The sequence below is a fragment of the Arthrobacter sp. 10N44_2 genome (assembly GCF_056394385.1).
On the sequence record NZ_JBFTHT010000001.1, the window covers coordinates 375,017 to 397,719 of the forward strand.

At 64.9% G+C, this 22,703-nt stretch carries 26 protein-coding genes; 14 read left to right on the plus strand and 12 right to left on the minus strand.

Annotated elements, in window-relative coordinates:
• Positions 1-6: 6 nt before the first annotated feature.
• The gene (ctaD, locus tag AC1DBX_RS01750) at positions 7-1,728 is read left to right on the plus strand and encodes an aa3-type cytochrome oxidase subunit I (RefSeq protein ID WP_223917347.1); all 1,722 of its coding nucleotides are present in this window, start codon (positions 7-9) and stop codon (positions 1,726-1,728) included.
• Positions 1,725-2,126: a cytochrome c oxidase subunit 4 gene (locus AC1DBX_RS01755; protein ID WP_018773077.1), complete on the plus strand. Its 402-nt coding sequence runs from the start codon at positions 1,725-1,727 to the stop codon at positions 2,124-2,126. The genes ctaD and AC1DBX_RS01755 overlap by 4 nt, the downstream gene beginning before the upstream one ends.
• Before the next feature lie 196 nt (positions 2,127-2,322).
• Here the strand turns inward: AC1DBX_RS01755 and AC1DBX_RS01760 are convergent, their stop codons facing one another.
• Entirely contained in the window at positions 2,323-2,616 is a 294-nt protein-coding gene (locus AC1DBX_RS01760; RefSeq protein WP_028276727.1) for an HPr family phosphocarrier protein, read from the minus strand.
• Between the two features lie 273 nt (positions 2,617-2,889).
• Between AC1DBX_RS01760 and AC1DBX_RS01765 the strand changes: the two genes are divergently transcribed.
• The gene (locus AC1DBX_RS01765) at positions 2,890-3,681 is read left to right on the plus strand and encodes a GntR family transcriptional regulator (protein ID WP_028276728.1); all 792 of its coding nucleotides are present in this window, start codon (positions 2,890-2,892) and stop codon (positions 3,679-3,681) included.
• Between the two features lie 152 nt (positions 3,682-3,833).
• On the opposite strand, the gene qcrB is transcribed toward AC1DBX_RS01765, so the two are convergent.
• The 4 genes from qcrB to ctaE all read right to left on the minus strand — a co-directional run bounded on the left by qcrB (position 3,834) and on the right by ctaE (position 8,174).
• Positions 3,834-5,510: a cytochrome bc1 complex cytochrome b subunit gene (gene qcrB / locus AC1DBX_RS01770; protein ID WP_028276729.1), complete on the minus strand. Its 1,677-nt coding sequence runs from the start codon at positions 5,508-5,510 to the stop codon at positions 3,834-3,836.
• A complete protein-coding gene (qcrA, locus tag AC1DBX_RS01775; protein ID WP_028276730.1) occupies positions 5,488-6,561 on the minus strand; it encodes a cytochrome bc1 complex Rieske iron-sulfur subunit in 1,074 nt (357 codons plus the stop codon). The genes qcrB and qcrA overlap by 23 nt, the downstream gene beginning before the upstream one ends.
• Positions 6,562-6,661: 100 nt before the next feature.
• Positions 6,662-7,450: a cytochrome bc1 complex diheme cytochrome c subunit gene (qcrC, locus tag AC1DBX_RS01780; RefSeq protein ID WP_476849256.1), complete on the minus strand. Its 789-nt coding sequence runs from the start codon at positions 7,448-7,450 to the stop codon at positions 6,662-6,664.
• 85 nt (positions 7,451-7,535) lie between these two features.
• The gene (ctaE, locus tag AC1DBX_RS01785) at positions 7,536-8,174 is read right to left on the minus strand and encodes an aa3-type cytochrome oxidase subunit III (protein WP_230009034.1); all 639 of its coding nucleotides are present in this window, start codon (positions 8,172-8,174) and stop codon (positions 7,536-7,538) included.
• 148 nt (positions 8,175-8,322) lie between these two features.
• Between ctaE and trpD the strand changes: the two genes are divergently transcribed.
• Positions 8,323-9,384: an anthranilate phosphoribosyltransferase gene (trpD, locus tag AC1DBX_RS01790; RefSeq protein WP_476930932.1), complete on the plus strand. Its 1,062-nt coding sequence runs from the start codon at positions 8,323-8,325 to the stop codon at positions 9,382-9,384.
• 74 nt (positions 9,385-9,458) lie between these two features.
• On the opposite strand, the gene AC1DBX_RS01795 is transcribed toward trpD, so the two are convergent.
• Positions 9,459-9,740 (minus strand): Lrp/AsnC family transcriptional regulator, encoded by a 282-nt coding sequence (locus AC1DBX_RS01795; RefSeq protein WP_028276733.1) that lies wholly within the window; start codon positions 9,738-9,740, stop codon positions 9,459-9,461.
• A gap of 88 nt (positions 9,741-9,828) precedes the next feature.
• Positions 9,829-10,272, minus strand: coding sequence for a DUF3054 domain-containing protein (locus tag AC1DBX_RS01800; protein WP_476930933.1), 444 nt, complete (start codon positions 10,270-10,272; stop codon positions 9,829-9,831).
• 139 nt (positions 10,273-10,411) lie between these two features.
• Between AC1DBX_RS01800 and AC1DBX_RS01805 the strand changes: the two genes are divergently transcribed.
• The 3 genes from AC1DBX_RS01805 to AC1DBX_RS01815 all read left to right on the plus strand — a co-directional run bounded on the left by AC1DBX_RS01805 (position 10,412) and on the right by AC1DBX_RS01815 (position 11,702).
• On the plus strand, positions 10,412-10,888 hold the full coding sequence (locus tag AC1DBX_RS01805; RefSeq protein ID WP_476857038.1) for a VOC family protein: 477 nt from the start codon (positions 10,412-10,414) through the stop codon (positions 10,886-10,888).
• A 94-nt stretch (positions 10,889-10,982) separates the two neighbouring features.
• A complete protein-coding gene (locus AC1DBX_RS01810) occupies positions 10,983-11,138 on the plus strand; it encodes a hypothetical protein (RefSeq protein WP_156945122.1) in 156 nt (51 codons plus the stop codon).
• Positions 11,139-11,309: 171 nt separating this feature from the next.
• Positions 11,310-11,702, plus strand: a complete 393-nt coding sequence (locus AC1DBX_RS01815; RefSeq protein WP_476930934.1) for an SHOCT domain-containing protein — start codon at positions 11,310-11,312, stop codon at positions 11,700-11,702.
• A 48-nt stretch (positions 11,703-11,750) separates the two neighbouring features.
• On the opposite strand, the gene AC1DBX_RS01820 is transcribed toward AC1DBX_RS01815, so the two are convergent.
• The 4 genes from AC1DBX_RS01820 to AC1DBX_RS01835 form a co-directional block, all read right to left on the minus strand.
• Complete coding sequence (locus AC1DBX_RS01820; protein ID WP_476857092.1) at positions 11,751-12,365, minus strand: response regulator; 615 nt, start codon at positions 12,363-12,365, stop codon at positions 11,751-11,753.
• A gap of 71 nt (positions 12,366-12,436) precedes the next feature.
• Positions 12,437-13,573 carry a sensor histidine kinase gene (locus AC1DBX_RS01825; protein WP_476930935.1) on the minus strand — a complete coding sequence of 379 codons (1,137 nt, stop codon included), beginning with the start codon at positions 13,571-13,573 and terminating at the stop codon, positions 12,437-12,439.
• Between the two features lie 230 nt (positions 13,574-13,803).
• On the minus strand, positions 13,804-14,190 hold the full coding sequence (locus tag AC1DBX_RS01830) for a hypothetical protein (protein WP_476857036.1): 387 nt from the start codon (positions 14,188-14,190) through the stop codon (positions 13,804-13,806).
• Between the two features lie 118 nt (positions 14,191-14,308).
• Positions 14,309-15,427 (minus strand): DJ-1/PfpI family protein, encoded by a 1,119-nt coding sequence (locus AC1DBX_RS01835; RefSeq protein WP_476930936.1) that lies wholly within the window; start codon positions 15,425-15,427, stop codon positions 14,309-14,311.
• A 531-nt stretch (positions 15,428-15,958) separates the two neighbouring features.
• Between AC1DBX_RS01835 and AC1DBX_RS01840 the strand changes: the two genes are divergently transcribed.
• From AC1DBX_RS01840 to AC1DBX_RS01860, 5 genes are all read left to right on the plus strand, one after another.
• Positions 15,959-16,348: a VOC family protein gene (locus AC1DBX_RS01840; protein WP_476855789.1), complete on the plus strand. Its 390-nt coding sequence runs from the start codon at positions 15,959-15,961 to the stop codon at positions 16,346-16,348.
• A 123-nt stretch (positions 16,349-16,471) separates the two neighbouring features.
• The gene (locus tag AC1DBX_RS01845; protein ID WP_476855790.1) at positions 16,472-17,662 is read left to right on the plus strand and encodes a Fic family protein; all 1,191 of its coding nucleotides are present in this window, start codon (positions 16,472-16,474) and stop codon (positions 17,660-17,662) included.
• 115 nt (positions 17,663-17,777) lie between these two features.
• Positions 17,778-18,539: a MerR family transcriptional regulator gene (locus AC1DBX_RS01850; protein ID WP_476930937.1), complete on the plus strand. Its 762-nt coding sequence runs from the start codon at positions 17,778-17,780 to the stop codon at positions 18,537-18,539.
• A gap of 115 nt (positions 18,540-18,654) precedes the next feature.
• The gene (locus AC1DBX_RS01855) at positions 18,655-19,104 is read left to right on the plus strand and encodes a cupredoxin domain-containing protein (protein ID WP_476930938.1); all 450 of its coding nucleotides are present in this window, start codon (positions 18,655-18,657) and stop codon (positions 19,102-19,104) included.
• Between the two features lie 60 nt (positions 19,105-19,164).
• Positions 19,165-20,538, plus strand: coding sequence for an FAD-binding oxidoreductase (locus AC1DBX_RS01860; RefSeq protein WP_476930939.1), 1,374 nt, complete (start codon positions 19,165-19,167; stop codon positions 20,536-20,538).
• Between the two features lie 46 nt (positions 20,539-20,584).
• Here the strand turns inward: AC1DBX_RS01860 and AC1DBX_RS01865 are convergent, their stop codons facing one another.
• Positions 20,585-21,637, minus strand: coding sequence for a S66 family peptidase (locus tag AC1DBX_RS01865; RefSeq protein WP_476930940.1), 1,053 nt, complete (start codon positions 21,635-21,637; stop codon positions 20,585-20,587).
• Positions 21,638-21,778: 141 nt separating this feature from the next.
• Here AC1DBX_RS01865 and AC1DBX_RS01870 point away from each other — a divergent pair, with 141 nt between their 5' ends.
• Positions 21,779-22,111: a hypothetical protein gene (locus AC1DBX_RS01870; protein ID WP_476849242.1), complete on the plus strand. Its 333-nt coding sequence runs from the start codon at positions 21,779-21,781 to the stop codon at positions 22,109-22,111.
• A gap of 160 nt (positions 22,112-22,271) precedes the next feature.
• Positions 22,272-22,511, plus strand: a complete 240-nt coding sequence (locus tag AC1DBX_RS01875) for a hypothetical protein (RefSeq protein WP_476930941.1) — start codon at positions 22,272-22,274, stop codon at positions 22,509-22,511.
• The last annotated feature ends 192 nt before the right edge of the window (positions 22,512-22,703 follow it).

The window sequence follows — 22,703 nt, forward strand, 5'->3', positions numbered from 1 at the left end:
AGCGACGTGGCAACTTACACTCAATCCGCCGGGATCCTCGAGGCTCCCGTAGTACCGAAGTCCAAGGGACGCATCGTCGTCAACTGGATCACCTCGACCGACCACAAAACGATCGGGTACATGTACCTGATCGCGTCGTTCATCTTCTTCTGCTTCGGCGGCATCATGGCGCTGCTGATCCGTGCCGAGCTCTTCGAGCCCGGCATGCAGATCCTGCAGACCAAAGAGCAGTACAACCAGCTCTTCACCATGCACGGCACCGTCATGCTCCTGATGTTCGCGACGCCGCTGTTCGCCGGCTTCACCAACGTCATCATGCCGCTGCAGATCGGTGCCCCCGACGTCGCCTTCCCGCGACTGAACGCGCTGGCCTTCTGGTTCTTCCTCTTCGGCTCCACGATCGCCGTCTCCGGGTTCATCACCCCGCAGGGTGCCGCGTCGTTCGGCTGGTTCGCGTACGCGCCGCTGTCCAACACGACGTTCAGCCCCGGCGTGGGCGGTGACCTCTGGGTCTTCGGCCTGGCGCTCTCCGGCTTCGGCACCATCCTCGGCGCCGTCAACTTCATCACCACCATCATCTGCATGCGCGCCCCGGGCATGACCATGTGGCGGATGCCGATCTTCACCTGGAACGCCCTCGTGACCTCCATCCTGGTCCTGATGGCCTTCCCGCCGCTGGCCGCCGCGCTGTTTGCCCTTGGCGCCGACCGCCGGTTCGGTGCGCACATCTTCGATCCCGAGAACGGCGGCGCCGTCCTCTGGCAGCACCTGTTCTGGTTCTTCGGCCACCCTGAGGTGTACATCATCGCGCTGCCGTTCTTCGGCATCGTCTCGGAGATCTTCCCGGTCTTCAGCCGCAAGCCGATCTTCGGCTACAAGGGCCTGGTCTACGCGACCATCTCCATCGCCGCCCTGTCCGTGACTGTGTGGGCCCACCACATGTACGTCACCGGCTCGGTCCTGCTGCCGTTCTTCTCCTTCATGACGATGCTCATCGCCGTTCCGACCGGTGTGAAGTTCTTCAACTGGATCGGCACCATGTGGCGCGGTTCCATCACGTTCGAGACCCCCATGCTGTGGAGCATCGGCTTCCTGGCGACCTTCCTCTTCGGCGGCCTCACCGGCATCATCCTGGCCTCGCCGCCGCTGGACTTCCACGTCTCGGACTCCTACTTCGTTGTGGCGCACTTCCACTACGTGGTCTTCGGCACCGTCGTGTTCGCCATGTTCGCCGGGTTCTACTTCTGGTGGCCTAAGTGGACCGGCAAGATGCTCAACGAGCGCCTCGGCAAGATCCACTTCTGGATGCTGTTCCTGGGCTTCCACGGCACCTTCCTGATCCAGCACTGGCTCGGCGTCGAGGGCATGCCCCGCCGTTACGCCGACTACATGCCGCAGGACAACTTCACGTGGATGAACCAGTTCTCCACCATCGCCTCGTTCGTCCTCGGCGCCTCGCTGATTCCGTTCTTCTGGAACGTCTACATCACCTGGCGCAGCAACGAGCGTGTGGAAGTTGACGACCCGTGGGGCTTCGGTGCCTCGCTGGAATGGGCCACGTCCTGCCCGCCGCCGCGCCACAACTTCACCTCCCTGCCCCGCATCCGCTCCGAGCGTCCTGCCCTGGACCTGCACCACCCGGAGCTCTCCCAGTCCTACACCGCGGATTCGCCTGCTCCGGCAGCAGCGGCTCTCGGTAACGCCGACCAGAAGGACACCGCCAAGTGAAAATCGAATCAAGGATCTTTGGCTTCGGCGTCTTCTTCTTCGTGCCCGTTGCATTCATCTACGGATACCTGACCAACTGGACTGAGTGGGTGGGCGCACTGGCCATCCTGCTGGTTGGCGGACTCGCCGGCATGATCGGCGCTTACCTCGGCTTCACCGGCCGCCGCGTGGGCATGCGCCCCGAGGACCGCAACGACGCCGAGATCCACGAAGGCGCCGGCGAGCAGGGACACTTCAGCCCCTGGAGCTGGTGGCCGCTGATGCTGGGCCTGTCCTGCGCCGCAGGGTTCCTCGGCCTGGCCGTAGGCTGGTGGATCGTCTTCATCGCCGGCGGGATGGCAGTGGTCGCACTGGTCGGCTGGGTCTACGAGTACAGCCGCGGTGACCACGCGCACTAGCGCCCACCCGGACTAAAAGTTCAGAACGCACGACGGCGGGCCCCACCATTGGTGGGGCCCGCCGTCGTTGTGTCTTGGTTCTTGAGTTCCTGCCGGCCGCGTGCGGCGCGTCCCTGCAGGCCCAGCCCGCCTGCGCAGCGTCCCTCCTGGAGGGCGGCACCGCACTGCGGGCCGCCGAATGGGAGCGGGGAGGCCCTCAGGCGGCGGCTGCCGATTCCAAGAGGATCCGGAGTTCCTCCAGCGCACCCTCTGCCTCTGCGGGGCTGCAGGAGGCCGGGAGGGCGTCCGCAGCGACGGCCAGCTCCACCTCACAGCCGCACTCGAAGTCCTCGGTCATGACCTCCAGCAGCGAGCGGGCGTCGACGCCTGGCCTGCCGTCCTTGCTGATGGTCACCGGGAGGCCGGTCGCCGTGACGGCCCGGACAAATACTGCCGCGGGCCGGGCGTGGAGGCCGATGGCGGCCGTGACGATTGCCTTGCGAACTGGCAACGGGACTCCCTCATGCTGGTGTTGTGCTGTACGTGTTGCTGCTGCACGGGCCGGCCACGCGAACGGTGACCTAGATGGAGGGCGTCCGGCAGGCAGTCCGTCAGACCGGGCGGCCGGCATTGCCCCGGCTCCGGCCTGTACCTACAAGGGTAGCGGCGGGGGAGGACCCGGCACGACTTGAGTCGGCGGCGTGGTCTAGACCTTCCGGGTCACGGGCTTACCCTTGAGATATGAGTGTATTTCCCGCGCCGGGCCGCAACCGGAGGCTGAACCATGGCGTCCACTAACGCGTCCAAGATGATTGGCGAGATCGACCGTCAGAGCGGGGTACCAATCTACGTGCAGTTGCGCGAGATCCTCCGCGCGCACATCGCCGCCGCGTGCCCGCCCGGATCTGCGCTGCCCTCCGAACGCGACCTCGCCCAGCGCTTCGGCCTCGCCCGGATGACCGTGCGCCAAGCCATCGATGCCCTCGTGGGTGAGGAAGTGATTGAACGCGTCGTGGGCCTGGGCACGTTTGTACGCAAACCCAAACTGGATCTACAGGTAAAGCTGACTTCCTACAGCGAAGAGATGCAGCGCCGCGGCATGGTCCCGGCCGCCAAGGTCCTGAGCTTCGAACAAATTGGCGCCAGCGCGTTCCTGGCCCGTGAGCTGCAGTTGGAGGAGGGGACACCCCTGGTCCGGTTCCGGCGCCTCCTGCTGGCCGACAACGAACCGATGAGCGTGGACGAAAACTTCATCCCGGCCCACCGGGTTCCCGGCCTGCTGGACGGCGAACCGCCCACATCGCTCTACAACGTGCTGAGCGAACGCTACGGGCTGGTGATGGAATGGGGCGAGGACATGATCGAGGCGACGGCTGCGTCGCCGTCCACGGCCCGTCTCCTGAACGTCGAGGTCGGAACCCCGCTGCTCAAGATCCAGCGCCACGCGTTCGTGGCCCGCGCCATGGTGGACTACTCCGTGTCCTACTACCGGGCTGACCGCTACAAGCTCTGGGTGCCCCTGCAGCGCCCTGGCGTCCGGCCCACCCGGAACTACGCCTCAGGGTACCGCCCCTAACCACAGCAACGCGGGGTCACGTCGCGTCCATCCCGAAGGGGTTGATGGGCGTGAAATGACCCCGCGTTGCCTCTTGTTTCTGCAGCTTCGGGGGGACGCAGGAAGGCCCGGTCCCAAGGGACCGGGCCTTCCTTTGTATTGCTTGGTGCCGCCTAGTGGCTCAGCGACTTCGACTCAGCGGTTTCGATCGCTTCGTGGGCGCCGTGGTGGCCGTGAGCGGCCTCCAGCTCTGCCGGGGTGGCCGGGGCAACCCGGTCCTCGAAGAACCAGCGGGACAGCTTCGCGCGGCGCTTTTCCTTGCGGTCAACGACGCCGTGCTCGTTCGGCACCGCGGGCAGCGGGGCCGGTGACTCGAAGCCGACCAGCTTGTAGCGCTTGTATTCATCCAGCGGGGCGTGGACCTCGATGAACTCGCCGTGCGGCAGGCGCACGATGCGGCCGGTTTCACGGCCGTGCAGGGCAATCTCGCGGTCCTTGCGCTGGAGCGCCAGGGCGACGCGCTTGGTGACGATGAACGCGATGACCGGGCCGATGAAGAACAGCGCGCGCAGCCAGTAGGTGACATCGTTCAGGGCCACGTGGAAGTGGGTGGCGATGAGGTCCGAGCCGGCCGCTGCCCACATCACGCAGTACCAGACGAAACCGGCCATGCCGATTGCCGTACGGGTAGGAGCGTTGCGGGGGCGGTCCAGGACGTGGTGCTCGCGGTTGTCCTTGGTGATCCAGCGTTCAATCCACGGGTAGGCGAACATGACCGTGAAGAGGATGCCCGCCGGGACGAGTGCCGGCAGCAGCACGTTGAACGTGAACATGTGGCCGAACCAGATCTGCTCGACCTTCCAGTCGCCGATCGTGCCCGGCATGAGGCGGAGGGCACCGTCAACGAAGCCGATGTACCAGTCAGGCTGGGTGCCTGCAGAAACCGGGGAGGGGTCGTACGGGCCGTAGTTCCAGATCGGGTTGATGGTGAAGAACGCCGCCATGATGGCAACGACACCGAACACGATGAAGAAGAAGCCGCCGGCCTTCGCCGCGTAAACCGGTCCCAGGGGGTAGCCGACGACGTTGCCGTCGTTGCGGCCCGGGCCGGGGTACTGCGTGTGCTTGTGCACAACCACCATGAAGAGGTGCATCACGATCATCAGCAGGATGAGCGCGGGAACCAGGAGGATGTGGAGCATGTACAGGCGGCTGATGATCATGGTGCCCGGGAACTCGCCGCCGAAGAGGAAGAACGAGGTGTAGGTGCCGATGACCGGGATGGACTTGATGACGCCGTCGATGATTCGCAGGCCGTTGCCGGAGAGCAGGTCATCGGGGAGCGAGTAGCCGGTGAAGCCTGCGGCCATGGACAGGATGAGCAGAACGCTGCCCACCACCCAGTTCAGTTCGCGGGGCTTCCGGAATGCGCCGGTGAAGAACACGCGGAGCATGTGCACGGAGACAGATGCGACGAACAGCAGGGCAGCCCAGTGGTGTACCTGGCGCATGAACAAGCCGCCGCGGACATCGAAGGAGATGTTCAGGGAGGAGCTGTATGCCACCGACATTTCAACGTTCTTCAGCGGCGTGTACGAGCCCGCATAATGCGTCTCCGCCATGGACGGATCGAAGAAGAACGTCAGGAACGTGCCCGAGAGCAGCAGAATGACGAAGGAGTACAGCGCCACTTCGCCGAACATGAACGACCAGTGGTCCGGGAAGACCTTCCGGCCGAATTCACGAAGGATTCCGGAGCCGCCAACACGCTGGTCGACGAAGTCGGTGATGCGGCCGCCTGTGGTTTTGGCGACGAAAACAGGGGCATCAGGCGTTGTTGTTGAGGACATGCTGCTCACGCTCCCAGTAGGTCGGTCCAACGGGTTCATGGAAGTCGCTCGTGGCGACGAGGTAGCCCTCAGCGTCGACTGCGATAGGCAGCTGGGGGAGGGGGCGGCTGGCCGGGCCGAAGATAACCTTGCACTGCTGGGTCAGGTCGAAGGTTGACTGGTGGCACGGGCACAGAAGGTGGTGGGTCTGCTGTTCGTACAGGGCAACAGGGCAGCCAACGTGGGTGCAGATCTTGGAGTATGCAACGATTCCGTTGTAGGCCCAATCTGCGCGCTCGGGGGAGGGGTTGAGCAGTGCCGGGTCCAGGCGCATGAGCAGAACGACCGATTTGGCCTTCTCGTTCAGCTTTCCTTCGCTCAGTTCGTTCAGCCCTTCGGGGATGACGTGGAACGCGGAGCCCATGGTGACGTCCGCGGCCTTGATGGGGGTGCCATCCGGGTCGCGGGCCAGCCGCTTGAGCCTGCCGTCCGGGGCCGGGGCCCACAGAGTGTGGGCCAGCTTGTCGTCCGGACGGGGACCGAGGTCACCGAAGATGGCCAGGGCCGGCAGGGGGGCGAGGGCGACGGCGCCGAGCAGGGTGTTGCGGATCAGTGGCCGACGCTTAATGCCGGTTTCCTCGACGATGTCATCGACGATGCGCACGGCAGCCTGGCGGTCTTCCTCAGTGCGGATCGCGTGGCGCTCTTCCGAGACCTCGTGGTCCGGCATAAGGGCCTTGGCCCAGTGGACGATACCGGTGCCGATGCCCAGCATCGCGAAAGCGGTGCCGATGCCCAGCAGGGCATTCTGGAGGCGGATCGTGGCGATCGCGGAGTCTTGCCCCAGATCGATCGCGAAATACGCCACCAGGAATATCAAGGTGCCAACGACCGAGATGCCGAACAGAAGGGCTACCTGCCGTTCTGCCTTTTTTGCGGCCTTCGGGTCCGTGTCAGCCAGGCGCAAACGGTGCGGGGGAATTCCAGGATCCTGGAACTTCTCCACCTCATTCTGACCAGCCGTAGCTACGGTGCCCGAGTCGTTCGGACCGCCGTCACTATGGTTGCCCATAATTCGCCTCATCCTTCTCTCGTCTCGGCGAGTGCCGAGTTAGGTTTCAATTCAAACTGCTGACGGGTCAGCAGAAAATTCTTACAGGTGCAAGGTCCGCTTATGAAGTGCGGGAAGTCAGCCAAATGGTGAACGCGATGATGACGCCCAGCCCGGCGATCCAGACAAAGAGACCTTCGGAGACCGGTCCCAAAGCACCAAGATCGGCGCCGCCGGGTGAACCGTTGGCCTCAATCTGCTTCAAGTAGGTGATGATGTCGCGCTTCCCCTCGGGGGAGATGTTCGCGTCACTGAAAACCGGCATGTTCTGGGGGCCGGTGACCATTGCTTCGTAGATGTGCTGCCCGGAGACACCCGCGAGGGCAGGGGCAAACTTGCCTCGGGTCAGTGCGCCGCCTGCAGCGGCGGCGTTGTGGCACATGGCGCAGTTGGTGCGGAACAGCTCTCCACCGTTGGCGGCGTCGCCCTTCTCATCGAGCACGCCTGCCTCGGGGATGGCCGGGCCGGGGCCGAGGGAGGCAACATAAGCAGCCAGCTGCTTGGTCTGTTCCTCGTTGAACTGGGCGGGCTTCTTGTAGGCCTGCGGGCCATTCATCTGCATGGGCATGCGGCCGGTGCCGACCTGGAAGTCAACAGCGGCGGCGCCGACGCCCACAAGGGACGGTCCGGCCTGCGAACCGCTGGCACCCATGCCGTGGCAGGTGGCGCAGTTGGCGGCAAAGAGCTTGCCGCCCTCCTTTACGTCGCTTGCGCTATAGGTGGTGGTGTCGGCCTTGGCCTGGTTGACGGTGGTGGCAACGGCGTACAGCCCACCCGTGACCAAGAGGCCCATCAGCAGCAGTGCAATTGCTGCCAGTGGGTGACGTCGCTTCTGCGAGAGTGCCTTCACGTGGTGGTTCCTTTATTCGATCCTGCGGTGGCTCCGTGAGCCGCTTCTTGAAATTCTGCCTCTTGTAGAAAAAGAGTCAAGCTGACTACTTGAGGACGTAGATGACCAGGAAGAGGCCAATCCAGACGACGTCCACGAAGTGCCAGTAGTACGAGGTGACGATCGCTGAAGTTGCCTCAAAGTGTCCGAACTTCTTCGCGGCGAAGGAGCGGCCCATGATGAGCAGGAAGGCAATCAGACCGCCGATGACGTGCAGGCCGTGGAAGCCCGTCGTTATGTAGAAGGCCGAACCGTAGGCGTTGGAGGACAGCGAGACATGCTCGGAAACGAGCATGGCGTACTCGGTCGCCTGGCCGGCGACGAAGAAGGCACCCATGAGGAACGTCAGGATGAACCATCCGTTCATCCCCCACTGGGTGAAGCTGAAGCGTCCGCCGGTCCGGCGCGGCTGGAGCCGCTCGGCAGCGAAGACGCCCATCTGGCAAGTAAAGGAACTTGCCACGAGGACGATCGTGTTAACGAGCGCAAACGGGAAGTTGAGCTTGGCTGTCTCTTCGGCCCACATCAGTCCGGAAGTCGAACGGAGTGTGAAGTACATGGCGAAGAGACCGGCGAAGAACATCAACTCACTGGACAGCCACACAACGGTTCCAACAGAAACCATGTTCGGGCGGTTCAGCGTCGGGTGCGCCGGGGTACTGGGGGCATGGGTCGCAGATGTCACATAGACATTATGTCTATAAAAGTCCGTCCTGCCCAACGCAAACCGCGTTTTCGGAGGACTTTTTCTACAAAGACGCGAATTCGCGCGGAAAAGTTCCCGGCGGGGTTCACATTGGTCTTTGCGGGGCCGACCTCGATAGCATCGGGAGGTGACTTCACAGGCATCTGCACAGGCGGCAGGCAACACCTGGCCGCGGCTCATCAACGCACTCATCAGCGGCGCCGACCTCACAGCCGGGAGCACTGAGTGGGCCATGAATTCCATCATGTCCGGTGAGGCGACGCCGGCCCAGGTGGCGGGTTTCCTGGTGGCGCTGCGTGCCAAGGGCGAGACCGTGGATGAGCTGGCCGGCCTGGTGGAGGCGATGATCGCCAACGCCAACCCCATTGACATTGCCGGTGAGAAGCTGGACATCGTGGGCACGGGCGGCGACCAGCAGAACACTGTCAACATCTCCACGATGGCCGCCCTTATCGCCGCGGGAGCGGGTGCCCGGGTGGTCAAGCACGGCAACCGGGCGTCGTCGTCCTCGTCGGGATCCGCCGATGTCCTGGAGGCCCTCGGCGTCCGGCTTGATCTCCCCATTCCCCGCGTGGCACTCAACGCCGAAGAGGCGGGAATCACGTTTTGCTTCGCCCAGGTTTTCCACCCCTCCATGCGGCATGCCGCCGTCGCCCGCCGCGAACTCGGCGTTCCGACGGCGTTCAACTTCCTGGGCCCCATGATCAACCCGGCACATGTCCAGGCGTCGGCGGTGGGCGTCGCCAATGAGCAAATGGCCCCGCTGGTGGCCGGAGTGCTGGCCAAGCGAGGCAGCCGCGGCCTGGTTTTCCGCGGCAATGACGGCCTGGATGAGCTCACCACCACCGGCCCGTCGCGGGTGTGGGAGATCCGCAACGGTGAGGTAACTGAAGCGATGTTTGATCCGCGCGATCTGGGCATCCGGACGGCCACGCTGGAGGAACTGCGCGGCGGGGACGCGGTGGCCAATGCCGCCGTCGTCCGGGCTGTCCTCAGAGGTGCGCCGGGGCCGGCCCGCGATGCGGCGCTGCTCAACGCCGCGGCCGGGCTGGTGGCGTTCGACCTCGACGCCGTGGGTCCGCTGGCGGAGCGCATGGCCGCCGCGTTCAACCGCGCCGAGCAGTCCATTGAATCCGGAGCCGCGGCCGCGGTGCTGGACAGGTGGGTCGCCCTGTCGCAGACAGCCTAAAGATCACATGAGACGGGCCCGGCAGATTTCTGCCGGGCCCGTCTCATGTGAGCTGTTCGTAATTCGGTTGTTCGCTACTGCTCGAATCCGAGGGCAAAGGCCGCATCGAGGTCGTGCTGGGAGTAAGCGCGGAATGCGATCTGCGTTGTGGTGTGCGCGACGCCGGGAACCTTCGAGAGCTTGTCCGCGATGACGTCCGCCAGGTCCTCGTGCTTGGCGACCCGGGCGATGGCGATCAGGTCCCACTCGCCCGTTACGGAATAGACCTCGCTGATGCCGGCGATGGCGGAGATTTCCTCGGCGGTCTCCGGGATGCGTGAAGCGTTTGTCTTGATCAGGACGAATGCGGTGACCACGTGTGAACCTTTCCGGATCGGTTGCGCCGTTTGCGGGCCTGTCGGCGGCCCTTGCACGGGCGCTGCCATCTTCTGCAAGCCTAGTGCATTAGGCCTGGCGGCTGCGTGAACGCAGCCGCCGAACGCCCGCGGCCACAAGGCGGTAGCCCAGGAGGAAAACGGCCAGGCTCAGCAGGGCCACGATGATGAAGGGCGGCACCACCGTCTGCCCGGTGAGGGCCCGCAGGATCATCCCGACGCCGACGGTTCCGAGCCAGACAGCGACCCCGGCGGGCCACACCCGCAGGGGGTCATGCCACAGCCGCAGGACCAGCCATGCCAGTGCCGCGCCTGCCAGGAACGGCCACGCCGTCGCAAAGACGCCGGTGATAATTTCCCCGCGCTGGTGCGCGTCGCGCCCGATCGCCGCGAACAGCAGAATCAGGAGTGCATCCGCGCATGCTGCCAGGGCTGCTGTCTGCGCGGGCCGGAGGCCGGAATGGGGAGCGTCCTGGGCGGACGGGCGGGGGAGTTTGGGGGTTGGAGAAGGCATACATCCAAGCCTAGTCCCGTCAGGATGGGCTCCGGGCGGGGACCGTTGTGTGTGAAGTCACCTCCGGGCTAGGCTCGGCCCCATGCCGCTGATCGCCGCCGGAGTCTGCCGGCGGCGCGGCAAACGCAAGGGGAGCGCTGTGAGCGAAAAGATCACCACCTGCCTGTGGTTCGACAGCCAGGCCGAGGAAGCCGCCGAGTACTACGTCTCCATCTTCGACGGCGGCAAAATCCTCGATGTCTCGCGGTATGGCGACGGCGGTCCCGGGCCTGCCGGCCAGGCCATCACCGTTCAGTTCCTGCTTGACGGGCGGACCTTCACGGCATTGAACGGGGGTCCGGCCTTCACTTTCAATGAGGCGGTGTCCTTTGTGATCGACTGCGCGTCGCAGGAAGAAGTGGACCGGTACTGGTCGGCCCTGACCGACGGCGGCCAGGAAAGTCAGTGCGGCTGGCTCAAGGACCGGTACGGGGTCTCGTGGCAGGTTGTGCCGGCCGTGCTGGGACAACTGATCGCCGGCCCCGACCCCGACGGCGCCCGGCGTGCCATGCAGGCAATGCTCGCCATGCGCAAGCTGGACATCGCCGCCTTGCAGGAGGCCTACGACGGCGCATGATGCCCCTGGTCCGCGTGGCGTCCGGTGCCCCTGTCCGTGACCCCGGTCGGCGTGGCCCCCCGGCCCAGGGACTGTCCGCACATATGATCGTGGCATGAGTAGCGACGCCGTTCCGGAGGCTGGTGTTCCGGTGCAGCTGGATCCTCAGCTGGACGGCCAGCTGAGCATTAATGACATCCTGCTCGAACTTGGCCAGGCTCCCGTGGTGCACCCCTCGCCGGACGCGGCCAGTGAGCTGCACTTCTTCTAGGCCCGCCGCTTCCGGTTCCGCCATCCCCCGCCTGCTCCACAGTTCCTTCTGCTGACCCCGCAGAGAGGCGCTCCCGCGCCGAATTCGGGCCCTTTGGTCCTAACGTCGCACGGCCCGGGGAGGCTAGTTTGGCGCTTAAGGATGCCAGCAGGGCCTCCTCAGAACGGAAGGATGGCTCCCGTGGAGCAATTCTGGAACTTCATTTGGCTGTTCTTTTGGTCATTCGCGTTCATCGCGTATCTTTTCGCGCTGTTTGCAGTTATCTCGGATATTTTCCGGGACCACGAACTCAGCGGTTGGCTCAAGGCTGTGTGGATCATCTTCTTGGTCTTTGTGCCGTTCCTCACGGTTCTCGTGTACCTGATCGCGCGGGGCCGCAGCATGGCCGAGCGCCAGGCCCGCAGTGCCCAGCAGGCCGAAGCCGCAACAACGGAATACATCCGCTCCGTGGCCAAGGCGTCCCCCTCCCAGGAAATCGCAAAGGCCAAGGAACTCCTCGACGCCGGCACCCTGACCCAGAGCGAATTCGACGCCATCAAGGCCAAGGCGCTGAGCCAGGCCTGACCGTCCCGCTGCGTCCCATAGGTGCATTTCCCGCCCTTGGACCACCGGTCAGTTCGGCCGCCGGTAGCTGGCCAGGCCATGTTCGTAGGCGAAGATGACGGCGTGCACACGGTCGCGCAGCCCGAGTTTCATGAGGATGCGGCCCACGTGGGTTTTGACTGTTGATTCCGCTACGGTCAGTCGTTCCCCGATCTCGGTGTTTGTGAGTCCCAGCGCAATGGCCGAGAGTATTTCCCGTTCCCTCTGTGTCAGTGATGCCACTGCTTCATCACCCGCGGCCGGGGGACCGGAGGGAAGCCTTTGGCTGAAGAGGTCCAGCATCCGGCGGCTGACCCGGGAGGAAATGGCGGCGTCTCCTCCGGCGACGGCCCGAAGGGAAGCGAGCAACTCAGCTGGCCCCACATCCTTGAGCAGAAAACCACTGGCACCGGCCCGGAGGGCCGCGAAGGCATACTCGTCGAGATCGAACGTCGTGAGGACAATGACCCGTGAGTGCGGGCACTCCTCGACGATGCGCCGGGTCGCGGCAATCCCGTCCGTGCCGGGCATTCGCACATCCATGAGCACGACGTCCGGTGCCAGAGTTCGACACATGTCGACGCCACTGCTGCCGTCAGCGGCTTCACCGGCGACTTCCACGCCGTCCTGGGCTTCCAAGACCATGCGGAAGCCCGCCCGGACGAGTGTTTGGTCATCGACAAGCAGCACCCGGATCGGGCGCGTGGACGGGGCAGCTACGGCTTCCAAATGGCTCCTTCCGGCAGCGGGAACCGTGCGGTCACGGACCATCCACCGTTGGTCAGGGGTCCCGCGCGCAATGTACCGCCGTAGAGTGCGACGCGCTGGCGCATTCCCGCCACGCCGTGCCCAGCACGGTCGGCAGGGGCGTCCACGGGCTGGCCGTCGTCGGTCACCGAGACCATGATCTCCTGGCCGGTGAACTGCGAGCGAACCGTGACAGCTGTTGCGGCGCGCGCGTATTTGAGCGCGTTGGTGAGCCCTTCCTGGATGACCCGAAATACAGCCAGCTGGATCCCGGGGTCAGCGGGAGCGACTCCGGCTGACTGCAGAACCACGGGAAGCCCCGCAGAGCGGAAAAGCTCCACCAGTGCGGGAACATCGCCCACCCCCGGCGATGGTGCTGCCGCGCCGGCCAATTCGCCGGTGTTGTCCTCGTTCAAGACTCCGAGCATCCGGCGCATGTCCGTCACCGCAACGCGGCCTGTCTCGGCGACCTGGCGCATGGCTTGGACGGCGCGGGCAGGGTCGGTCGGGGCGATTTCCGCCGAACCATGGGCCAAGGAAATCATCACCGCCAATCCATGAGCGACGATGTCGTGCATCTCCCGGGCGATCGCGTTGCGCTCGGCGGCGGCCGCAATGCTGGCCAGATACTTGCGTTCATGCATCAGCCGGTCGGCACGGTCCACCAGGGCGGACACGTAGTTGCGGCGCATGCGTACGTTCAGCCCGAGCAGGGTCGCGATCACTAGTACGGCAATCGCCTGGACGGCTTGGCCAAGGTCCACCATCGACCGGGGTTGCTGGGCCGCTGCGGCAAGGAGAATTGCGCTGATGGCCAGGAGGGCAAGGACGGCGTGCCGTGCGGACCGGTAAACGCCGACGGCGTAGAGCGCCATGGCTGTCGCCACCGCTGCGAAGCTGGCCGGAACCGAGAACGTGATGAGCATGATGCCGGCTGTGGCGGCCAAAGAAGACATCGGAGCCTGCCGGCGGAACAGCAGTGCGGTGCCGGAAACCACCGCCGCCATCAATGGCAGAACCAACGCTGGGCCGTCGGCAGTCGGAACGGCAACGGCTGCTGCCAGGGCCGGCCCTGTGTATGCGACGGCGGCCAGGACGTCTGTCATACGCGGACCAGGGCGCCATCCGCCCAGCCGAAGCGCTTCGTCCGACGAAACCGGCGACGTCAAGGCCACACCCGGCAGTGTTGCGGGGTGCGCAGTGTTCCTGCGTCGGTCATGCTCCGGACTGTACCGGTCGTGGAATGCATGAGGGTCCTTGGGTCATGGCGATGGTGGCGTTGTTGGCGTGCGGCCAGTACTGCCAGGTTGCCGCTCCTGGAGCTGCTGGCACGAGATCAGTGGAGTGCGAGGACCAGGTAGAGGGCTGCCAGGGCCATCGTGGTGGGGGTCATGACGAAGCGTTCGGGTTTGCTCCGGGAGATTGCGTTCATGAGGACTCCGAGCACGAAGTATGCCGTCAGCACCCACACGGTGATCGCAGTAAATGATTCGCTGACCAACAGCGGGACAAAGCCGGACTTGGCCAGCGCCGCATAAGCGAAGAGGGCGTACAGGGGTATGGATGCTGCGCTCCCGATTCTGAGTTTGGCCGGGAGGACGCGGTGTTGTCCGCCCCATGCCATTCTCCCCAGCGGTGCTCCCGCGATCAGCGCCACCTGGAAAACAGCCAGGCCGGCCAAGAGTGCGCAGGCGAGTATTGCGGAAAGCTGGTCCAACAGCATCTGGATCCATCCCCTTGTCGAGTCCTGGGCAGCAACGCGTGTTGCGCCGTGCGATGCACGCCGTCTTGTGGTGGCTGTGGAGAGCATATTCGTGAATCCGAGGCAATTACGGGACCCGCTAGCCGCGCCCTTCCCTTCGGCGCCGGATGGCGCTTCGAATGACCGCTGGGATTGAACCGATCAAGGTGGCGAGCAGGAGGCCGAGCGCGATCAGTCCGGGAACCCGGCCAGAAGCTTCTCCGGCCGGAAGGTTGAGGTGCGCCGTCGGGTAGTCGATCATCTTAGCTGCCGATACAGCGGTTGTACGGTCGGTGTGCTGCGCCAGATACGTGATGGCGCCGTCGAACCCGAGCACCCCGCCGGCGCCAGCAAAAGCATCCACGGGAATGTCGCGGGACGCGGCCCAGCCGCGCAATTGCGGATCAATGCCCTCGTCCCCAGCCGCGCCAGGGGCAATGACGTTGTCCACCGGAGGTGCCTCGTGTTCCGGGACGGTCAGGAGAATCATCCCGTGTTTGGTGGTGACCGTGTCCGTGGCGGCAACCGCCACCGTCCGGGCAGCGAATGACATGTTGTAGACCTCGAATGCGCTGGCGACGTCGATTTCACCCACCCCGTTGAAGAGGCCGACGGCGATCGTCGGCCGGAACCAGGGGAGGAGGGCGTTGAGCCCGACGGGAATATCCGAGGCGGCGAAGGACTGGTCAGGTATCTGGGCTGCCGCCGCCACCTGCCAACCCGGGTAATTCATCAGCCGACCGACTCGCTCGGCTTCGGCCGTGCCGGCCAGGTCCTCCAAGACTTTCAGGGCACCGGGGATGCCGGAGGACACACCGGCCGTGGTGGTGATCCTGCCGTCCTGAACGAATCGCAGGCCTCCCATCCATTGGACCTCGGGATGGCTCCGCTTGAGCGCACCCAGGCGGGACCAGTGGCTCGTAGCCTTACGCCCGTCCAGCACACCGGCTTCGGCCAGGACCATTGATCCGCTGCACACGCCAAGGATGCGGGCGCCGCGCCCCGCTTGTTCCGCGATCCAGTCCCGCATGGGTGCTTCTTTTGTGCTCTCCGGGGCGCCGACGGCCGGGACCACCACCAGGTCAGGCTGCCGCGCCCTGCCCGAACGGATGTCCTCGAACGTGTACGTGGGCACAATCGCCGGACCCCCGTCGACGGCGGCAGGGACGGCCCGCGCTGCGATTGTGTAGACCGAAAAATCCGGGGAACTGGCAAACACTTCGTAGGGGCCAGAACGTCACTTCCCACGGTGCCTGACGATCCCAGGACAACGGCGACAACTATCGCGCCGGAAGAGGAGGGCCGGTTCGTGGGCAGGTTGGTCAGTTCTTGAGCGGCGGGGCGGACGTGACTTTGCGCGTCCGCCACCACCGCGCCCGCGAAAGCCATCGCGGTCACAGCTAAGAGGGACAGGCCAACCGAGAGAGCGGCGTGAATGAGTCGTCCAGAGAGGGGAGCCATGAGTGAGTCTCGATTCCGTGTGAAGTTGCGGGGCTTGTGCCGTCCATGTCCCCAGCGTTGTTCTTTCACGCTACGGATCGCCCAATCCACACACATCGGCCCCGAGGACACTCCTGAACAGGGACAAGTGGTACCTGGGTACTACCCGGGCGCTCCATCGGATGCTTCCTGTACGCCGCAGGTTGCACGTCCCACTCCGCGGTGACCGACAAGAATCTGGCATCACCGGTAGGGCGCGCCTTTGATCCACGGCCTGTGCGCAGCTGGAAACAGGGGTACTGTGAGCCGCATGGAGATGCGCCTCGAGGTAGTGCAAGTACCGGTCAGTGATGTGGACCAGGCCAAGTCGTTCTATACGGACCGGCTCGGGTTCGTTCTGGACCACGACGTCGAATACATCCCGGGAATGAGGGTCGTGCAACTCACGCCACCGGGCTCCGCCGCCTCTATCGTCGTCGGTACCGGAATGACCAGCATGCCGCCGGGCAGCCTGGAGGGCCTGCAATTGGTGGTCCCCGATATGGCGTCCACGCGGGCTGAGCTGCTTCGGCGGGGAGCCGAAATCAGCGAAGTCCAGGACATGGGTGGAATCGCCTTCGCCTACTTCAGCGACCCGGATGGCAACCGCTGGGTGCTGCAGGAAGCCACGCGGCCGGACGTGAGGGAAGCCGGCTCCTAGGGCTGGACGATCGAGGGCAGCGCGCCCCGCCAGGGCAGGTTTTCCGAAGCACGCGTCGCGTTATTCATGTTTAGCCCCTAAAATCTAAATAGTAGGGTGACTATTTAGACTTCCGGAGGATCCATGACCCGCTGGCCCGCGCACGGCAGCAAGATGATGCCCTGGAAGTCGTCCGGGCGGCCGCCGCGCGAAGACCGGGAATTCACCGAGGTGGTGGTCTCGCTGCCACCCTTGATCGCCGGGAGCTGGTTCGATCCGGGGCGTGAGACCATCGTCGCCCTGGAAGAGGCCGCCGTCGCCATCGCGTCCCTGGACGTCACCGCCGGCACGCGGATGGCCGCCATTAGCGGGTTCCTGCTCCGCAGCGAGGCGGTCTCCTCCTCCAAAATCGAGCACGTCAACGCCAACCGCGACGACTACGCCCGGGCCATGATCGGGCTCAAAGCCAGTGACGACGCCCGCTCCATGGTGGCGGCCGCCGACGCCGTACAAGGAATGATCGACGACGCCGGGCGAACCGGCGAGATCCGGCTGGAGGCAATGCTGGCCGCCCATCGCACGCTCATGAAGGACGACCCGATGGACGGCCCACACGCCGGCCGGTTCAGGGAGGTTCAGAACTGGATCGGTGGCAGTGACCATTCACCACGCGGCGCCATCCATGTCCCGCCCCCGCCGGAGCTCGTGCCGGACCTGATGGAAGACCTGATGGTCTTCTGCAACCGCCGCGACGTGCCGATCATGGCGCAGGCGGCAATCGCGCACGCCCACTTCGAGTCCATCCACCCGTTCACGGACGGCAACGGCCGGATCGGGCGGGCACTCATCGGTGCGATTTCCCGGCGTCGTGGGCTCACCAGGAACACCGTCACCCCTATCGCGTCGGCGATGGTCGCCGACGTCGACACCTACTTCAGCCTGGTCAATAACTACCGCTCCGGTGATGCCGATCCGTTCGTGCTCTACCTGGCCCGTTCCGCTGTCCGTGCCTCGGATGCTGCCCGCGAATCCGTCGCCGCCCTCGATGCGCTGCCGGCGATGTGGCTGGAGCTGGCCAGGCCACGCAGAGGATCCGCGGACGAGAAGATCATTCCGTGGCTGCTGGAGCGGCCCGTGTTCGAGGCCCACAGCGCAGCCCACATTGCCGGCGTCGCCGAAAGCTCCGTGTACGCCGCACTGCAGCGGCTCTCCGCCGCCGGGGTCATTACCCCCGTCACCCAGTCCAAGCGCAGCCGTGCCTGGGCGGCGACCGAAGTCCTCGACGAGGTGGACCGGCTGAACAACCGGCTGGCCGACGTCGGTAAGGCTGGCTGACGCCGGGAAGACGGGCTGACCGGACGGGACGGGACGGGACGGGGCCGGCGGCCGGCACGCGGGGCCGGCGTAGGGTCTTGATCCTGACGCGGGGTGAGGATCTACGGTTGTTCCCATGACAGAGACGAGCGGTGCCGCAGATCAATGGAGCATCGGCGAGCTTGCCAAAGCGTGTGGCGTAACGGTCAGGGCGCTCCATCACTACGACGAGATTGGGTTGCTGCCGGCAGGCCGGCGGACGGCTTCCGGCCACCGCCGCTACACCGAGAAAGACGTCCGGCGGCTCTACCGGATCCGGTCGCTGCAGATGCTCGGCCTTCCGCTGGCCGAAATCGGCGTCGCACTGGGAACCCCTGCCGATGACATGGGCTCGCTGCGCACGCTCCTGGAAAGGCAGTTGCTGCACCTTCGCCTGCACGCCGAGCAGGTCCAGGCGGTCCAGGACCGGATACGCGACCTGCTTTCACGTATCGACGGGGCCGCCATGCCGGCGCCGGAACAGTTCATGGCAACTTTGGAGATGATCACCATGCTCGAAAACTACTTCACCCCAGAACAGCGCCAGGAACTGGCCGGCCGCAGGGCCGAACTTGGCAGCGACAGCATCGAGGCCGCCAAAGTCCGGTGGGTCGCATTGGTCGAGGAGGGTCTCAGGCACGTCGAAAACGGGACGCCGGCATCCGATCCGTCCATCCGGGAATGGGCCACGGCATGGGGCGAGATCGGATCCATGTTCCATGCAGGCGAAGAGACCAAAGCCGCTGCCCGTTCCATGTGGCAGGACAATAAGACTGCCCTCAGTGCCGGTCTGCCCTGGACCCCTGAGCAACTGGCCGGACTCATGGGCTACCTGCAAGAGTCCAGGACGCAGCCCTGATGGCCCGTGCTCTCTGTCGGAGCTTTTCAGCGGTGCTTTTTGATGGTGGCGGATGCAGAATGGAAGGAAGCCGGGCTGATTTCTCAGCCCCCTCCAGCGTCGAGGACGGCACATCATGACGAGCAACAAGACACGGACTGCACTTGTGTTGGCGACGGTACTGATCGGGTTGAGCGGCTGTGCTGGAGGCGGCGGAACGCAGGCGTCGGCGCCCGCCACGACCGCCGGGACCTCTCCCAGCATGTCGATGGAACCGTCTGCCCCGGCCGGCTCCACCGCTTCGGGGCCGGGAAGCGGGGCGGCAAACGCCGCCGCCGCGACCATCACGATCAGCAACTTCGCCTACGAGATACCGGGTGCGGTGGCTCCCGGCGCGGAGGTGAAGGTGATCAACATGGACACCGCAGAGCACACGGTAACCGCAGACCAGAATGCGACCCTCTTTAATGTCGAGGTCAAGGAAAACGGCGGGACGGCCACATTCAAGGCACCTTCCGAACCGGGGACCTACGCCTTTCACTGCAACTACCACCCCAACATGCACGGCTCATTGACGGTCAAATGAGCGCGACGCCGCCGGCCGGCGCGCGTTCTTGACGATCTCGAACGAGAAAGGTGCCGTCGCGTGGCTTTCGGGACCCCCGCACCGTCGCTTGACCCATCCGCCGTCGATGGCCTCGGCTCAGCGCTCCGGGGCCGGCTGTTCCGGCCCGGAGACGCCGGCTACGACGAAGCCCGGAAGGTCTTCAATGCGATGATTGACCGCCGTCCGGACGTCATTGTCCGCCCTGCCGACGCCGAGGATATTCGCCGTGCCGTGAACTTCGCCCGGGAAAATGATCTCCCTGTCTCCATCAAGGGCGGCGGCCACAACGTGGCAGGGAACGCCGTCGGCGCCCATGGGCTCATGCTGGATTGCTCCGGCATGAAGAACGTTCAGGTCGACGCCGAACGGGGCGTCGCCGTGGCCGGAGCGGGTGCGCTCCTGGCCGACCTTGACGTCGCCACCCAGGCGCACGGCCTGGCCACGCCGCTCGGAGTCGTGTCGGTTACCGGCATCGCCGGTTTGACCCTCGGAGGTGGCATCGGCTGGCTCAACGGCAAACACGGGCTCGCTTGCGACAACGTGCTGGCCGCCGACATCGTGACATCTGATGGCAGGCTGCTGACGGCGAGCCCCGACCAACACACAGACCTCTATTGGGCCATCCGCGGAGGCGGCGGCAACTTCGGTGTTGTCACGTCTTTCACCTATCGTTTGCATCCGGTCGGACAGGTTCTTGCCGGAGCGCTCTCATTCCCGGCCGAACGGACAAGGGAGGTCCTGGGCTTTTATCCCGGATTCGCCGCTTCGTGCCCCGACGAACTCTCGATGTCGGCCAGTCTGGGGCGTGACGCCTCAGGACGCCCTGTCTTCGGCGTCGGCGTCTGCTGGAGCGGCGGGCATGATGAGGCGGAGCTGGCGCTCCGGCCCCTGCGCGACCTCGGCCCAGATGTGGACGCGGTGGTGCCCACCAACTATGGCGTTTGGCAAAGCGCCCACGACGGCGGCTTTCCGTCGGGCCGGCACCACTATTGGAAATCGAGCTTTTTGACTGACCTCACCGCCGACGCCATCGATGTCCTGATCCAGTTTGCGGCCGAGATGCCTTCAACGGCGAGCGGCATCGGAATGCAACAACTGCACGGTGTGGCCGCTCGGGTTCCCCCTGCGGCCACGGCATTTCCCCATCGCCGGTCACAGAGCGAACTCCTCATCCTGGCCCAGTGGTCCAATCCGGCAGAAACGGAGCGACACGTCGGCTGGGCCCGCGCCTTCTTCGAAGCGATGCAGCCCTTTGCTGCTAGCGGGGTGTACGTCAACGATCTTGGCCAGGAAGGGGAGGAGCGGGTGAGGGCAGCCTACGGCGCCAACTACGACCGGCTGGCCGCCGTCAAAGCCGCATACGACCCCATCAACCTCTTCCGATCAAATCAGAACGTGCGTCCGACCGCATAGGAAATGATGATCACCCGACGTGTGCTCCCGGCACTGCCTGCCACGATCAGGCATAGCTGGCTGTAACCCTCCTGGCTTCGCCGTCGAGTTGGATTCGACCGCCGTAGGGGAGGATCCACTGCGGTCGGGTGTGTCCGAAGGGGACCCCGATGCACACGACGGCGTCCGGGTTGTATCGTGCGATTTCGGTGCTGACCACATCGCGCTGTGCGGCGCGGAGCCGAGCCCGTTCGGCGGCAGGCGGAACCTGCCCGTGGCTGCTGACTGGAGGCCTGGCGACCATCACGCCGTCGACCGCCCCCAGGACACCACGCTCACCGAGCGCTCGAACCCATCGCTTGACCCAATCGGCGGGAACCAGCAGTTCGCTGGATTCGAGGATCAGGATTGTGCCCCGGAGCGCGTCGACGGAGGGCAGCCTGTCGGCGATGGCGAGCTGGTCGAGGACTTCGATGCAGCCACCCCAGGTGTATCCGGAGACCGTGCGTTCGGGACCTGTCCACGTCCAGGGTTCGGTGGGTTCGCGGTCGCCGTATTCGACGAGTGCCCGCGGCTCGAGCCAATCCGGCCCGAAGTCCTCTGACTCCCCGGGATCGGTGATCTCGAGCTCGCCTCCAGTGAGCAGCGCGGCGCGCAGGGAAGCGAGGTGGACGTCGTCAGCGCCCGGCCCGGCGCCGAGGTGGACCTGGGTCGAACCGCCATAATATCCGCGTATCCCGAGTGACCACAGCCAGTTCAGCAGGTTGGTGTTGTCGCTGTATCCGACGAAGATCTTTGGATTCGCCCGGACGGCCGCCTCGTCGAGATGAGGTACGACCGTGATCTGGTCGTCGCCGCCGATCGTGGCGAGTATCGCGTGGATGCTGGGATCGGCGAACGCCGCATTGATGTCCGCCGCCCGTTCCTCGGGACTGGATCCGAGCTTGCGCGTCGTCGGGAATTCCACAGGAATCAAACCCGTAGCCGATGTAAGCCGCCGCATCGCCTGCTCATGCACGGCCGGGGCGAACCCGGGGGCGGCGAACGACGGGGAGAGAACCGCGACTCGATCGCCCGCATTGAGTTTCGGGGCGGACAGCTTCAGTTGCGAATGATCCATGCACTCATCGAACCAGACGGGACGCGGTTCGAGGCAACTCGACGACCCGACGTGCCGGTGCAGGATCCTTTAACGTGCTGCGGAGAGGAGCAGACCAAATAGCGGTGCCGATGACACGCCCGATAACTCCGTGATTCAGAAATGGTGTGGGTCAAAGCCGTATCTGGCGCGCACCCATTTTCGGTATTTGGTGCAGCCAGTGCTGTAGGCTCCGATTCGAACCTTGGGGGACTGATGCTGAACTACTTTCGCGAAACGCAAGAGGCGCGATTTGCAACCCGTGCACGCCGGATCTATGGCTACGTCTCCGTCGGCTTCGTTGTTGCTGTCGGGGTCTTGGTGATTGCCGGACTTGCGCCGGTTTGGACTTCCTGGACGATCCTCGGCGTTTCTTGCGTTCTGGACGCTTTCCTGACCCGAAAGTGGATCAGAGAAGACGCACTCAGGGCTTATCGAAGCGACCGGGCCGGCTGACGCCGCCCCGGCGGTGGGCAACGGGCAATGCATTCACGGCGGCCGCAACGGCCACGGCCGACACTAAACGGGGGAAGCTATGGACAAACGCCCGTTAAGCCACAAGGGAAAGCCGTCAGTATGGTCCGTCGTCCAGCTGGCCCTCAGTCTCTGCGCGTTGGTGGCAACCAGTGTCGCGGCCATCCTGTGGAATCCGATCGACGCAGACTTCATCAATCGCGCCGACAATGCAGGGTGGGACGAATCCATGCTTCTCCCGCACCAAATGGAACTCTCGCTCGTCCTCAACGCGTCAGTTTTGGCATCGTTTGTCGTCGTCGTGACCGCGATCATTGGCGTGCTGGCCTCACGCCGGCGGACCAACGCCACGCAGCCCGGAAATCCGTCCGCTATCGCCTGATCCGTGCCACTGCAGTTCCCGGCCCGATATTCCGAAGGTCTAAATGGACTCGTGAAACGGTGGCCCGAAAGTTGGAGCCGCAATGTCGCGTGGCTCTAGCCTGCGGCTTTTTGGCCAGCGGCAGTCCAGAATTCACCACGTAGTTTCGAGTCGACGGAGGCCGGCGCCTGACTGATTCGAGATGGCTGGAAT

Coding starts and splice junctions, on each gene's coding strand:
- AC1DBX_RS01765 (WP_028276728.1), top strand. CDS start 2,890: ATGGCGTCCACTAACGCGTCCAAGATGATTGGCGAGATCGACCGTCAG.
- qcrB (WP_028276729.1), bottom strand. CDS start 5,510: ATGTCCTCAACAACAACGCCTGATGCCCCTGTTTTCGTCGCCAAAACC.
- qcrA (WP_028276730.1), bottom strand. CDS start 6,561: ATGGGCAACCATAGTGACGGCGGTCCGAACGACTCGGGCACCGTAGCT.
- AC1DBX_RS01800 (WP_476930933.1), bottom strand. CDS start 10,272: ATGCCTTCTCCAACCCCCAAACTCCCCCGCCCGTCCGCCCAGGACGCT.
- AC1DBX_RS01810 (WP_156945122.1), top strand. CDS start 10,983: ATGAGTAGCGACGCCGTTCCGGAGGCTGGTGTTCCGGTGCAGCTGGAT.
- AC1DBX_RS01815 (WP_476930934.1), top strand. CDS start 11,310: ATGGCTCCCGTGGAGCAATTCTGGAACTTCATTTGGCTGTTCTTTTGG.
- AC1DBX_RS01820 (WP_476857092.1), bottom strand. CDS start 12,365: ATGGTCTTGGAAGCCCAGGACGGCGTGGAAGTCGCCGGTGAAGCCGCT.
- AC1DBX_RS01825 (WP_476930935.1), bottom strand. CDS start 13,573: ATGACAGACGTCCTGGCCGCCGTCGCATACACAGGGCCGGCCCTGGCA.
- AC1DBX_RS01830 (WP_476857036.1), bottom strand. CDS start 14,190: ATGCTGTTGGACCAGCTTTCCGCAATACTCGCCTGCGCACTCTTGGCC.
- AC1DBX_RS01840 (WP_476855789.1), top strand. CDS start 15,959: ATGGAGATGCGCCTCGAGGTAGTGCAAGTACCGGTCAGTGATGTGGAC.
- AC1DBX_RS01845 (WP_476855790.1), top strand. CDS start 16,472: ATGACCCGCTGGCCCGCGCACGGCAGCAAGATGATGCCCTGGAAGTCG.
- AC1DBX_RS01850 (WP_476930937.1), top strand. CDS start 17,778: ATGACAGAGACGAGCGGTGCCGCAGATCAATGGAGCATCGGCGAGCTT.
- AC1DBX_RS01855 (WP_476930938.1), top strand. CDS start 18,655: ATGACGAGCAACAAGACACGGACTGCACTTGTGTTGGCGACGGTACTG.
- AC1DBX_RS01865 (WP_476930940.1), bottom strand. CDS start 21,637: ATGGATCATTCGCAACTGAAGCTGTCCGCCCCGAAACTCAATGCGGGC.
- AC1DBX_RS01870 (WP_476849242.1), top strand. CDS start 21,779: ATGGTGTGGGTCAAAGCCGTATCTGGCGCGCACCCATTTTCGGTATTT.